General features: G+C 69.4%; 10 protein-coding genes. 4 read left to right on the top strand and 6 right to left on the bottom strand.

The genetic code is table 11. The features are described 5' to 3' along the window. Positions 1-304: 304 nt before the first annotated feature. Positions 305-1,918, top strand: coding sequence for an endo-1,3-beta-xylanase (locus ACFYY2_RS01095; protein WP_388735308.1), 1,614 nt, complete (start codon positions 305-307; stop codon positions 1,916-1,918). A gap of 59 nt (positions 1,919-1,977) precedes the next feature. Further along, entirely contained in the window at positions 1,978-3,252 is a 1,275-nt protein-coding gene (locus ACFYY2_RS01090) for a hypothetical protein (RefSeq protein WP_388735306.1), read from the top strand. A gap of 111 nt (positions 3,253-3,363) precedes the next feature. On the opposite strand, the gene ACFYY2_RS01085 is transcribed toward ACFYY2_RS01090, so the two are convergent. From ACFYY2_RS01085 to ACFYY2_RS01075, 3 genes are all read right to left on the bottom strand, one after another. Beyond that, the gene (locus tag ACFYY2_RS01085; RefSeq protein ID WP_388735303.1) at positions 3,364-5,748 is read right to left on the bottom strand and encodes an ATP-binding cassette domain-containing protein; all 2,385 of its coding nucleotides are present in this window, start codon (positions 5,746-5,748) and stop codon (positions 3,364-3,366) included. Between the two features lie 202 nt (positions 5,749-5,950). Beyond that, positions 5,951-6,367, bottom strand: coding sequence for a VOC family protein (locus tag ACFYY2_RS01080; protein ID WP_388735301.1), 417 nt, complete (start codon positions 6,365-6,367; stop codon positions 5,951-5,953). Positions 6,368-6,377: 10 nt separating this feature from the next. Further along, a complete protein-coding gene (locus ACFYY2_RS01075) occupies positions 6,378-6,797 on the bottom strand; it encodes a helix-turn-helix transcriptional regulator (protein WP_388735299.1) in 420 nt (139 codons plus the stop codon). Positions 6,798-7,402: 605 nt separating this feature from the next. On the opposite strand from ACFYY2_RS01075, the gene ACFYY2_RS01070 reads away from it, so the two are divergent. Further along, positions 7,403-7,765 carry a hypothetical protein gene (locus ACFYY2_RS01070; protein ID WP_388735297.1) on the top strand — a complete coding sequence of 121 codons (363 nt, stop codon included), beginning with the start codon at positions 7,403-7,405 and terminating at the stop codon, positions 7,763-7,765. Between the two features lie 265 nt (positions 7,766-8,030). After that, entirely contained in the window at positions 8,031-9,515 is a 1,485-nt protein-coding gene (locus ACFYY2_RS01065) for a SulP family inorganic anion transporter (RefSeq protein ID WP_388735295.1), read from the top strand. A gap of 321 nt (positions 9,516-9,836) precedes the next feature. On the opposite strand, the gene ACFYY2_RS01060 is transcribed toward ACFYY2_RS01065, so the two are convergent. The 3 genes from ACFYY2_RS01060 to ACFYY2_RS01050 all read right to left on the bottom strand — a co-directional run bounded on the left by ACFYY2_RS01060 (position 9,837) and on the right by ACFYY2_RS01050 (position 12,382). After that, a complete protein-coding gene (locus ACFYY2_RS01060; RefSeq protein ID WP_388735293.1) occupies positions 9,837-10,877 on the bottom strand; it encodes an NAD(P)-dependent alcohol dehydrogenase in 1,041 nt (346 codons plus the stop codon). Positions 10,878-10,940: 63 nt separating this feature from the next. Further along, on the bottom strand, positions 10,941-11,717 hold the full coding sequence (locus ACFYY2_RS01055; RefSeq protein ID WP_388735291.1) for an SDR family NAD(P)-dependent oxidoreductase: 777 nt from the start codon (positions 11,715-11,717) through the stop codon (positions 10,941-10,943). Continuing rightward, on the bottom strand, positions 11,717-12,382 hold the full coding sequence (locus ACFYY2_RS01050; RefSeq protein ID WP_388735289.1) for a TetR family transcriptional regulator: 666 nt from the start codon (positions 12,380-12,382) through the stop codon (positions 11,717-11,719). The genes ACFYY2_RS01055 and ACFYY2_RS01050 overlap by 1 nt, the downstream gene beginning before the upstream one ends. Between the last annotated feature and the right edge of the window lie 152 nt (positions 12,383-12,534).

Genomic DNA, 12,534 nt, shown 5'->3' with positions numbered 1-12,534 from the left:
CGACCACGGTGCGGTCCACCCGAAACCCCTGTCAATAGTTTCGCGAAACTTATCGTTGGATCACGATCCGATTTCCGGGAATCTTCCGATGTGGCTCTCCTGTCGGACACGGACACCACTGACCTGCACCGATGAACTCTTAACGACTGAAGCCACTTTGATGTTTCGTAACGTCGACGCGCTGAGCTGCGACGGACTACGAAACTTTCGCGCGGTGTTGACCGCGCCCCTCACACGCCCCCACCATGCGAACGCCCCGCGGCGACCGCCGGTGGGCCCCTCCCCGTAGAGACCGGAGACACCCATGAGGTACACGGGACACCGCCACGTCCGAAGAACGGCGGGGGCGGCCGTCGCCGCCACCGCTCTGATCGCCCTCGCCGGACTGAGCTCGTCGGCGGAGGCGGGTACCACGGCAGCCTCCGTCACCGGACGGGGTGTCCCCGCCGACGGCAAGGTCATGCTCGTCATGGGCCAGGACAGCGACACCCTCTCCGACTACCGCACCGACGTGCTGGCCAAGTCCTCCCTGGGCGCACCGGCTCCGGGCGGCGTGACCCTGTACACCAACCTGGTCCTCGGGGGTACGCCGGAGCCGCTGGCGGGCATGAACGGTCCGGCCGACTGGGGCGCGGGAACCGTCGACTTCGCGCGGACGATGCGGGAGTACCCCGGAGCGGCCGTCGCCGTCGGGCTCTACCTCTCCGACGCCACCTCGGGCTGCAACAACCAGCCGCTGCGCGCCATCATCGGACGCGACGACGCCGACGTGACCGCGGGGAACCCCAGCCTGATCACGCGCTACCGCGCCAAGGTCGACGAAATGATCACGCGGTTCAAGAGCTACGACCGCGACATCCTGCTCCGTATCGGCTACGAGTTCGACGGCCCCTGGAACTGTTACAGCTCAGAGTTCTACAAGGACGCATTCCGCTACATCAAGGGCCGCATCGACGCACTCGGGGCCACCAGGGTCGCCACCGTCTGGCAGAGCGCCGCATGGCCGGTCAACACCAGCACCGACCACCCCGAGTGGAACTACATCGTCACCGATCCCGGCCACCTGAACGCCTGGTACCCCGGTGACCAGTACGTCGACTGGGTCGGCCTCTCGTCCTTCTACAACTCCCGCTCCGTACAGACCCAGTGGGGCTGCGGCTCGCACGACACCGACCCGGTCGGGCTGCAGAACAGGGTCCTGGACTTCGCCCGCGGTCACGGCAAGCCGGCCATGGTCTCCGAGGCCGCACCCCAGGGCGCGAGGACGGGGGCCAAGACGTCGAGCTGCATCTTCCGCAACAGCCCTGCGCCGTCCAGCGGCCAGGCCATCTGGGACGGCTGGCACGCGGGCTACTTCGACTGGGTCGACCGCAACAAGGACGTCATCCGCTCCGCCGCCTACATCAACACCAACTGGGACGCCCAGACGCAGTGGCAGTGCGCGGCCGGAGCCCAGGCGGGCGGGCCCGGGTGCGCCAACGGCAACTGGGGTGACTCGCGCGTCCAGGCGGACCCCACCGTGCTGGCCGCTTTCGTGAGCGAGATCAAGAAGCCGATCTGGACCAACGGCGCCTCGGGCCCCGGCCCCACCCCGACCCCGACTGCTACCCCGACGCCGACCCCCACTCCGACGCCCACCCCCACCGACCCCGGAGAGAACGGCTTCACCCAGGGGGTGTCCGGCACATCCGTCTGGTTCGCCCCCAGGGGTTTCAAGGCCACCTTCGTCACCGTGCAGTACCGCATCGATCAAGGCGCCCAGCAGAACTACTTCCTGACTTTTGATCAGGCGGACAACCGATGGGAACTGCCTGTGTCGGTGCCCTCCGGGAAGACGCTGTCGTACTCCTTCAACTACCAGCCCACCACGCAGACCAGCCAGCTGACCACACCCACCTACCGCTGGACGGCCCCCTGAGCCGACGGTGCTCACCGCCGGGTGCCGTACGCCTCCCCGCGTACGGCACCCGGGATCACATGACCCCCACCACGGAGAGCTGTCACATGCTGATCGGACGACCACTCCGGGCCGCGCTGCGGTCCGCCGCCACCGCCGCCCTCGCCGGGCTGCTCGTCTGGCCGGGCGCCACAGCCGCCCACGCCACCCCCCACGCCTCCCCCTCGACGGCGGCCGCCGCCGCAGCCCCCGAGCTCCTGCTCGGGCAGTCGACCCGGGGCGCCCTGGACGACTTCAACAGCTTCGGGCAGAACGCCGACGGCGGTTCCGTCTACTACGAACTCCGCAGCGGCGACTGGGTCAACAACGCCCATCGCGACTTCGCGACGCTGCTCGCCAACCAGGGGAAGACCGTCCAGGTCGGCATCAGCTGGAAGGACAACCCGCCCGGCTTCAACGGCGGGGACGAGAACGCCAAGGCGGCACGGTCGCGCGCGGTCACCGCGGAGATCGCCGCCGGTGGGCACACCGCTTCTCTCGACAGGCTCCTCGCTTTCACCAACAGTCACCCGGCCGCTCGGTTCAAGCTGCGGCTCGACTACGAGGTGAGCAGTTTCTACCACTGCACGGATGCGAGCTGCTCGTCCTACAAAGGCGCCTTCAACCGCCTGGCGTCATATCTGGACGGTCGCTCCACGGCGCACAACCTGGACTACGTGTTCCACCCCGTCCGCGGGGAGTTCGAGGCCATGTACCCCGGTGACTCGACGGTCGACTGGATGGGCGTCTCCGTCTTCGCCCACGAGCTCTGCCTGCCGGTGTACGACCGGGGCTACCTCTACAACGGCACACCGCCGCAGAACTACGACGTCGGAGCGAGCCAGTGCCGTAACGCCTACGTGGGGACCGACCAGCACGGCAACCCGGCCGCCGTGTGGCGGAACTTCGACCACGACGCCAACGTGCTGAAGCTCGTCAAGTTCGCCAAGGACCACGGCAAGCCGGTCGTGCTCTCCGAGGCAGGAATGATGAACTTCACGGCCGACGGCGGCGCCACCGACGGCCTCGAACAGCAGCGCGGCGACCTGTGGGTGAAGCGCCTGTTCTCGCTCATGAACTACCAGGGACCGATCCCCAACCTCTCCGGGCAGTACGACCTCAGAGGCGTGATCCGCTCCGTGGTCTACATCAACCTGGACTTCCGCTACGGATGGGACGGCATCGACGACGGCAGCTTCGACTTCGCCCCGGACACCACCTGGTTCGTCGACGGACGGCTCTCCCGATACACGGCGGCCAAGGCGTCCTTCTGCCAGGGTCTCGCGGCGAACGGCTTCACCGCACGCTGCCGCTGAGTCCCACCGGCCGGGTTCCCGCACCGGGTCCTGGTTCCGCACCGGTGTCGAGGGGTCCGTGACCGGACGGACGCGGACCCCTCGACGCGTTGCCGGCCTGCCGTCGGCCGGTCAGGCCTTCACATAGGCCGACAGGTGCTCGCCGGTCAGGGTGGAGCGGTCGGCGACCAGGTCGGCCGGGGTTCCCTCGAAGACGATCCGCCCACCGTCGTGTCCTGCCCCGGGGCCGAGGTCGATGATCCAGTCGGCGTGGGCCATCACCGCCTGGTGGTGCTCGACCACGATGACCGACTTCCCCGAGTCCACGAGCCGGTCGAGGAGGCCGAGCAACTGCTCGACATCGGCGAGGTGCAGGCCGGTGGTCGGCTCGTCGAGGACGTACACGCCGCCCTTGTCGCCCATGTGCGTCGCCAGCTTGAGCCGCTGCCGCTCGCCGCCGGACAGCGTGGTGAGCGGCTGGCCGAGGCGGAGGTATCCGAGCCCGACGTCTGCGAGCCTGCCGAGGATGCGGTGCGCGGCCGGCGTGTGGGCCTCCCCCGCACCGAAGAAGTCGGCCGCCTCCGCGACCGACATCGCGAGCACCTCGCTGATGTCGCGTCCGCCGAGGTGGTAGTCGAGCACCGACGCCTGGAACCGCTTGCCCTCGCACTCCTCGCACACGGTCGCCACGCCGGCCATCATCCCGAGGTCGGTGTAGGTGACGCCGGCCCCGTTGCAGGTGGGACAGGCACCCTCCGAGTTGGCGCTGAACAGCGCCGGCTTGACACTGTTGACCTTGGCGAACGCCTTGCGGATCGGGTCGAGGAGTCCGGTGTACGTCGCCGGGTTGCTCCGTCTCGATCCCTTGATCGGGCTCTGGTCGACGGACACGACGTCCTCGCCGGCCGGGATCGACCCGTGCACGAGGGAGCTCTTGCCGGAACCCGCGACACCGGTGACGACGACGAGCACCCCCAGCGGGATGTCGACGTCGACGTCCTGGAGGTTGTGGGCCGTCGCGCCGCGGATCTCCAGCGCGCCGTTGGGCTTGCGCACCGTCTCCTTGAGGGCCGACCGGTCGTCGAAGTGACGGCCGGTGACGGTGTCCCCGGCGCGCAGCTCCTCGACGGTGCCCTCGAAACAGATGGTGCCACCGTCCGACCCGGCGCCGGGCCCGAGGTCGACGACGTGGTCGGCGATCGAGATCGTCTCCGGCTTGTGCTCCACGACCAGGACCGTGTTGCCCTTGTCCCTCAGCCGCAGGAGCAGGCCGTTCATCTGCTGGATGTCATGGGGGTGAAGTCCGATGGTGGGTTCGTCGAAGACGTAGGTGACGTCGGTGAGGGAGGATCCGAGGTGGCGGATCATCTTGACTCGCTGTGCCTCACCGCCGGACAGCGTGCCTGCCGGCCGGTCGAGCGAGAGGTAACCGAGTCCGATCTCCACGAAGGAGTCGAGGCTCCGGCTCAGCGCGGTGAGCAGGGGCGCCACCGACGGGTCGTCCAGCCCGCGCACCCACTCCGCCAGGTCGCTGATCTGCATCGCGCATGCGTCGGCGATGCTGATCCGCCCGATCCTGGACGACCGGGCTCCCTCACTGAGCCGTGTCCCGTCGCACTCCGGACAGGTGGTGAAGGTGACCGCCCTCTCCACGAACGCCCGGATGTGCGGCTGCATCGCTTCCTTGTCCTTGGACAGGAACGACTTCTGGATCTTGGGAATGAGACCTTCGTAGGTGAGGTTGACCCCCTCGACCTTCACCTTGACGGGCTCGTGGTGGAGGAAGTCGTGCATCTCCTTCTTCGTGAACTTGCGGATCGGCTTGTCGGGGTCGAGGAGACCGGACTCGGCGTAGACCCGGACGGTCCAGAAGCTGTCCGACTTCCAGCCGGGAATGGTGAAAGCGCCGTCGGAGAGGGACTTCGAGTCGTCGTAGAGCTGACTGAGGTCGATGTCGGAGACCGAGCCGCGGCCCTCGCAGCGCGTGCACATGCCGCCGGTTCGGTTGAAGGTGGCCTTCACGGCCTTCTTCGCACCGCGTTCGACGGTGATCGCACCGCTCGCCCGGACGGAGGGGACGTTGAAGGCGTAGGCGCTGGGCGGTCCGATGTGCGGCTTGCCGAGACGGCTGAAGAGAATGCGCAGCATCGCGTTGGCGTCCGTCGCGGTGCCGACCGTGGAGCGGGGGTCGGCGCCCATCCGCTGCTGGTCGACGGTGATCGCGGTCGTCAGGCCGTCCAGCACATCGACCTCGGGACGTCCGAGCGTCGGCATGAAACCCTGCACGAAGGCGCTGTAGGTCTCGTTGATCAGCCGCTGCGACTCGGCGGCGATGGTGCCGAACACCAGGGAGCTCTTGCCCGATCCGGAAACCCCGGTGAACACGGTCAGCCGTCGTTTCGGGATGTCGACGCTGACGTCCTGGAGGTTGTTCACCCGCGCGCCGTGCACACGGATCAGATCGTGACTGTCGGCGGCGTCCAGCTCGGGCGTGGGCTTGCCCGTCCTCGTGGCCATGCTCTTCCTGTCTCCATCCGTCGCGCGGGGCCGTGGAAACGGTCCCCGCCGGTGTTTCCCCGCCCCACGGGTGCGGGACCCGCGCCGGGGACGGTACTTCGGTTCCGTCCGCCCTTCCCGGGACGGAGGGAGTGTGCGCGGGGCGCCGCCCGGGGCGTTCAGGCCCGGCAGCGTAGCGCCCGCCCCGCCGCGGGGCCAGGGATCACCGCTCGCGGGGCTGGTTGAAGCGCAGCATGTTGCCCGCGGGGTCGCGGAAGGCGCAGTCGCGGACGCCGTAGGGCTGGTCGATCGGCTCCTGGAGTACGTCGGCGCCGGCGGCGCGGATCCGCTCGAAGGTGGCGTCGCAGTCGTCGGTGGTGAAGATGACGCCGCGCAGCAGGCCCTTGGCCAGCAGTTCCGCCATGACCTCCTTGTCGGCGGCCGACGCGTTGGGGTCCGCGAGCGGCGGCTCGAGGACGATCTCGACGCCGGGCTGCGTCGGCGGGCCGACGGTCACCCAGCGCATTCCCTCGAATGCGACGTCATTGCGCACCTCCAGGCCGAGAACGTCCCGGTAGAAGGCGAGTGCCTTGTCGTGGTCGTCGACGGCGATGAAACACTGCGAGAGCTTGATGTCCATGCCCGTCACGCTACGGGCGGGGGTCGGGTTTTGCTTCTCCATTCCTGACCGGTCGCGTGTGGATCTTGGCGACGCAGGCGGGGATGGCGGCACCGTCGACGTGGTCGCGGGCCCGGTAGGCGCTGGGGCTCTCGCCGACGAGCTCGGTGAACCGGGAGCTGAACGATCCCAGCGACGTACATCCGACCGCGAAGCAGACGTCCGTCACCGACAGGTCGCCCCTCCGCAGCAGCGCCTTGGCCCGCTCGATCCTGCGCGTCATCAGGTAGCTGTACGGCGTCTCTCCGTAAGCGGCGCGGAAGCTGCGGGAGAAGTGACCGGGCGACATCAGGGCCGTGCGCGCGAGGGCGGGCACGTCCAGCGGTTCCGCGTAGTCACGGTCCATCCGGTCACGTGCCCGGCGGAGCCGGACGAGGTCCTCCAGGTTCACACGCCCAGCATCCCACAGGGCCGGTGCCCGCCCGGTGCTGTGGCAGCGGGCCACCGCCAGGTGCGCCTCGGCTCCGGCCACTGAGCACCCGGCAGCGGGCAGCGGGCAGCGGGCAGCGGGCAGCGGGCAGCGGGCAGCGGGCAGCGGGGCGTACTCGACGCGAACCTTTCACCGACACGCATTTCCGGCCATTAACAACCCCGCCTGCGGCCGATATTCGACACCCAATTCAGTATCCGGCCTCCCGGCCACCGGCTCCCCATTCCGTTTCCGCCATTTCACGCCAGCCGCCCACCACGCGCCGCCGAACCGATGTACGAATATCGCGCATTTCGCACACTTCTACGGATTCAGCGACCACGCACATCGCCGCGGGCCTCACGCTCATCACGGACCGACGGCGCGACGGTGGTGCTTACGCAGGCCATGGGCACCCCGGCGCACATGCCAACTCGTTCGCGCGTCGACTTCCGGACTCTTCACAAAGGGTTAACTCCATAAGCGCTTCCGCCTGTTAGCGTCACGAAGAAGGCATGGAGTGCGCGGAGTACGGAGGGAGGAGAAAGGTGCGATCAGCGGCAGTCCGTTTCGTACTCGCTCTCGTTATGAGCCTCCTCCTCGCACCGCACCTCCCGCTCTCCGGTTCATCCGGACCGCATACCCACGCCTCCACTCCCGGAATTACCGCGGACCGGCCCCCGGAAACGGCGTCCGAGAAGCCGAACCGGGAATACGGCACGTGCGGCGCACCCGATCGACGGGGCGAGCCGAACGGCCTTCTGCGCCACCGGGACCGCCATCGGTCCACCACCGCCCCCGCCGTCGACACCCCGGCGCGGTCCGCCGTCGCGGACGACTCGGCCGGCCTGCTCGCCCCCGCCGCCGTCGCGGCGATGGGCAACGCGCAGCACACCTCCAGATCCTCGACCGCGCACTCCTCGCACGTACTCCAAGTGTTCCGCTGCTGAGCTGACCCGAGGCGCTCGAAGACCCGCTCCTGTCGGCGTCCCCATGTGACGCGTCGGCGCGGAGCCGTGTCCTCCGGCCCTCCCGAGCCCCAGTTCGTACGTATACCGACGTGCCGTCCTCCGGCACGCCAGGAGGAACCACTGCTATGCAACGTCTTGTCGATCCCGCGACGTCAGAGGTCCTACGCTTCAGCGACACCGCGGCCTGGGCGCTCCCGCCCGGCGGCATCCGTCCCACGCCCCTCCGGACGGGGTGAGGGCCGCCATGGACCGTGGAACGAAATTCCCCTATCTGCGGCAGGACTTCGCCGCGTCCGTCGTCGTCTTCCTCGTCGCGCTGCCCCTGTGCGTGGGCGTGGCCGTGGCATCCGGGGTTCCCGCGGAGCTGGGGCTGATCACCGGCATCGTGGGCGGACTCGTCACCGGGGCCATGCGCGGCAGCAGCCTGCAGGTCTCAGGTCCCGCCGCCGGTCTGACCGTGCTCGTCTTCGAGGCGGTGCAGTCGTTCGGGGCGGCCGCACTCGGTGTCATCGTGCTGGCGACGGGGCTGCTCCAGCTCGCCTTGGGCGCGATGCGGCTCGGCCGCTGGTTTCGGGCCATCTCGGTCTCCGTCGTGGAGGGCATGCTGGCGGGCATCGGTCTCGTCCTCATCGCCGGCCAGCTCTACGCCGCCGCCGGTATCGCGGCACCGCGCACCGGGACCGGCAAGATCGCCGGACTTCCGCACATGCTCGCAGAGGCGGCGTCCAGCACGACCGCGCTCACGTCCTTGGCGATGGGTGCCGGGACGATCGTCCTGGTCGTGGCGTGGAACAGGACGCCGAAGCGGGTACGCGCCGTTCCGGGCGCCCTCGCCGCCGTCGCCCTGGCCACGGTGATCACCCTGGTGTTCGGCCTGCCCGTCGCCACCGTGCGGGTGCAGGGCGTGCTCGACGCCGTCCGTCTCCCCGACTTCGACGAGCTCGGCGGAGCGGCGGTGTTCGGGCTCCTGGGAACCATCGTCGCCTTCACCCTGATCGCCTCGGCCGAGAGCCTCTTCAGCGCGGCCGCGGTGGACCGACTGCACGACGGACCCCGCACCCGGTACGACCAGGAGCTGATGGCCCAGGGTGCCGGAAACACGGTGTGCGGGCTGCTCGGCGCCCTCCCGATGACCGCCGTGATCGTCCGTAGCTCCGCCAACGTGCGGGCAGGCGCCCGGACCAAGGCATCACGCGTGCTGCACGGTGTCTGGCTGCTCCTTTTCGCGGCCCTGCTCCCCTCCGCGCTGGAGCTCATCCCCCTGCCGGCCCTCGCCGGTGTGCTCATCCACGCCGGATGGAAGCTGATCCCGCTGCGCGCGATCGTGACGCTGTGGCGCGAGCACCGGGGTGAAGCGCTGATCCTCGTCGTCACCGCCGTGGCGATCGTGACGGTCAACATGTTCGAGGGGGTTCTGACCGGGCTGGCGCTCTCGGTGGCCAAGGCCGCCTGGGACGCCTCGCACATCAAGCTGGATGTGGTCGACCGCAGCGACGGCTGCATCCGGGCACGGCTGTCCGGCAACGCCACATTCCTTCGGCTGCCGAAAATACTGGACAGCTTGGAGGCCCTCCCCGACGACCGGCCCATCTCGCTGGACCTCTCCGGCCTGAACCACCTGGACCACGCCTGCCGTACCGCTCTGGAGAACTGGGCCGAACGTCACAGCTCGTCCGGAACCGACCCGGTACGCCTGACCCGAGCCGACGCGGTGACCACAGCCCCCTGAGCCGACGGGCGGAATGACAGCAGTCCCCTCACCGTACGGCCCGGTGACAGCAGCCCGCCTGGCCGTACGGACGGGGTGGCAGCAACCCACCTGTGCGTACGGGCCGGGTCGCAGCAACCCAACTGTGCGTACGGGCCGGGTGACAGCGGTCCGCTGTGCCTACAGGCGACGGACGGCCCGCCGGGAGGCCCTGAAGGGAAGCCCGGCGGGTATCCGGTCCGAGGATGGGAGCGTGCCGTCGGGACGGGGCCGGCGGTGCCGTCGGTCCCCCATGAGCCGGGTGGCCGTGAGCAGGCGCCCGACGGGCCGTCGCGTCCGCGATCAGCCGTTGGGCAGGATCACCGCGCGACCGTTGATCTTGCCCGCGTGCAGCCGCTCGTATGCGAGCGGGGCCTCGTCGATGGAGTACGTCTCGACGTGTACGTCGACGGAGCCGGCGTGGGCGAGCTCGATGACCTCGGCGAGCTCCCTGCGCGACCCCCAGTACGGCGCGGTGACCGATGTGGAGAAGGGCAGGACGCCGAATCCGACGGGCAGCAGCCCGCCACCGATCCCGACGATGGTGACGTCGCTGTCGACGGAGGCGACCGCACCGGCGGTCTTCACCGTCGGCTCGGCCCCCACGAAATCGAGGACCACTTCCGCACCGGTGCCGCCCGTGAGCTCACGGACCGCGGCGGCGGCGTTCTCGTCGGAGAGCACGGTCTCGTGGGCGCCGACGGCGCGCGCGAGAGCAAGCTTCTCCTCGGTGACGTCGAGGGCGATGACCCGTACAGCCGTCATGGCCCGCAGCAGCTGGATGGCGACGTGGCCGAGGCCGCCGGTGCCGATGACCACCGCGCTGGCACCCGGCCGCAGCTTCGGCAGCGAGCGCTTGATGGCGTGGTAGGGCGTGAGTCCCGCGTCGGTCAGGGAGACCGTCCTGGCCGGGTCGAGACCACCGATCGGCGCCAGATGACGGACGTCGTCGACGATCATGTACTCGGCCATGGCGCCCGGACTGCCCAGCCCGGGCGGATGAATGCCGAGGTCCGCGGCGCGCAGGCAGTAGTTCTCGCGGCCCTCCGCGCAGTTCACGCAGGTGCCGCAGCCCCACGGGCCGTAGACGGCGACGGCGTCGCCGACCGACACTCCGACGGCACCCTCACCGAGCGCGGCGACCGTGCCGACGCCTTCGTGACCGAGCGTGAGCGGCAGCTCGTAGGGAAAACCCTCGGCGGGCCAGCTCATCACGGCGATGTCGGAGTGACAGACACCCGCGGCGCTGACCTTGAGCAGTATCTGCCCGGGGCCCGCTACGGGTTCCGGTATGTCGACGACCTCGGGGGCTGCGCCGACAGTGCGGTACTGGACGGCCTTCATGACTCTCCTTCGTTCTCCGTTGTTCCTTTGTGACTCCCATGGCGGTGGCGTGCCACTCGGGGCTCAAGAGGCGGAGTAGCCGCCGTCGGCGAGGTGGTAACTGCCGTGGATGAAGGACGCCCGGTCGGAGAGCAGGAACGCGGCGAGCTCGGCGACCTCCTCCGAGGTGCCGAGGCGGCCCGCGGGATGCAGGGATATCAGGTGCTCGCGGGCCGGGCCGTCGGTGTCACGCAGCAGGGGCGTGTCGATGAAGCCGGGCCCCACCGCGTTGATACGGATGTTCTGCGCGGCGTACTCGAGTGCGGCGGTCTTGGTGAGGCCGACGACACCGTGCTTGGCGGCGACGTACGCCGGGGAGTTCGCGAAGCCGTTGGTGCCGAGGATCGAGGACATGTTGACGACGGCGCCACCGCCGGCGGCCAGGATGGCGGGGATCTCGTAACGCATGGAGTAGAAGACGCCGCTGAGATTGGTGGCGACGACCCTGTTCCAGTCCTCGATCCCGTACACGCCGGTGGGCCGGGCGGGACCGCCGATGCCCGCGTTGTTCACGGCGAGGTGCAGGGCACCGAAGGTGTCGACGGCGAACCGCACACCGGCCTCAACGGATGCGGGGTCGGTGACGTCGAGGACGACGGCGGCTGCGCGGGCACCCGTGGCCCGCAGTTCGTCGGCCGCCTCGCGGGCGCTCTCCTCTTGGTGATCGGCGACGACGACGGTCGCGCCGCTCGCGGCGAGCCGCCTGGAGAGTGCCAGACCTATTCCGGAGGCGCCGCCTGTGACGAGGGCGATCCTGCCGTCGAACTCTGCTTCGTAGGCGGTGGGGAGGTTGGTGGTCATCAGGTACTTCCTTGCTTGGTGCTGTGTGGCTCCGGCCCGGCCTGCGGCAGTTCCCGCAGGTTCGTGGAGAGGGCGTCGAAGGCTTGTACGACGAATTCGGGAAGTGCGGCAGGACGGCCGCCCCGAATCCACGCCGTCTGCGCGGCGAGCAGTGCTCCCGCCCCCGCCGCGACGGCTACCGCGGGGCGGAGATCCACCCGGGGGTCGACATCGAGGCGGTGCGCGAGAATCGCGACCGATTCCTCCTGGGCGTCCACACGGATGTGGTGGTACGCGGCGTAGAGGGTGGGCTCCTCCTCGGCCATCGCCAGCAGGTCGAAGACGCGGGGGCGCAGATGCCAGGGTTCCGCCGCGGGGTCGTCCAGCCAGTCGAGGACGGCCAGGCGGTAGGCGGTGAGGGGCGGCTCGGCCGGCGGACGGGCACGCAGCGCCCGGTTGATGCGATCGCCGTCGCCCCTTACGACGTCGAGGACCGCGGCCTCCTTGCTGGAGAAGTACCGGCTGAACGTGCGCCGGTCGACATCTGCCGCCTGCGCGATCTCTTCGACCGTGACGCCCCGCAGGCCGCGCTCGATCACCAGATCGAGCGCGCACCGCGCGAGCGCCTCCCGGGTCCTGCGCGCCTTGCGGCCACGCCGTTCCGGACCGTTCCCTGTCGCATTCATAGTTGCACCGTACACCTTAAAATGTCCCAGTGGGACTATTGTCCCGGCGCGACAAAACGAGGGATGAGACCACAAGTCGGGGCTGTGCGCGTCACGTCCCGCCACCCGGGCCTGCGAGGTCAGGGCCCGCCTCCTACGCGAAGGGGTTCCTC

It is taken from the genome of Streptomyces sp. NPDC001822 (assembly GCF_042892135.1).
Lineage (GTDB): Bacteria > Actinomycetota > Actinomycetes > Streptomycetales > Streptomycetaceae > Streptomyces.
The sequence above is the reverse complement of the archived record's forward strand: the minus strand, read 5'-3'. Positions and strand labels throughout refer to the sequence as shown.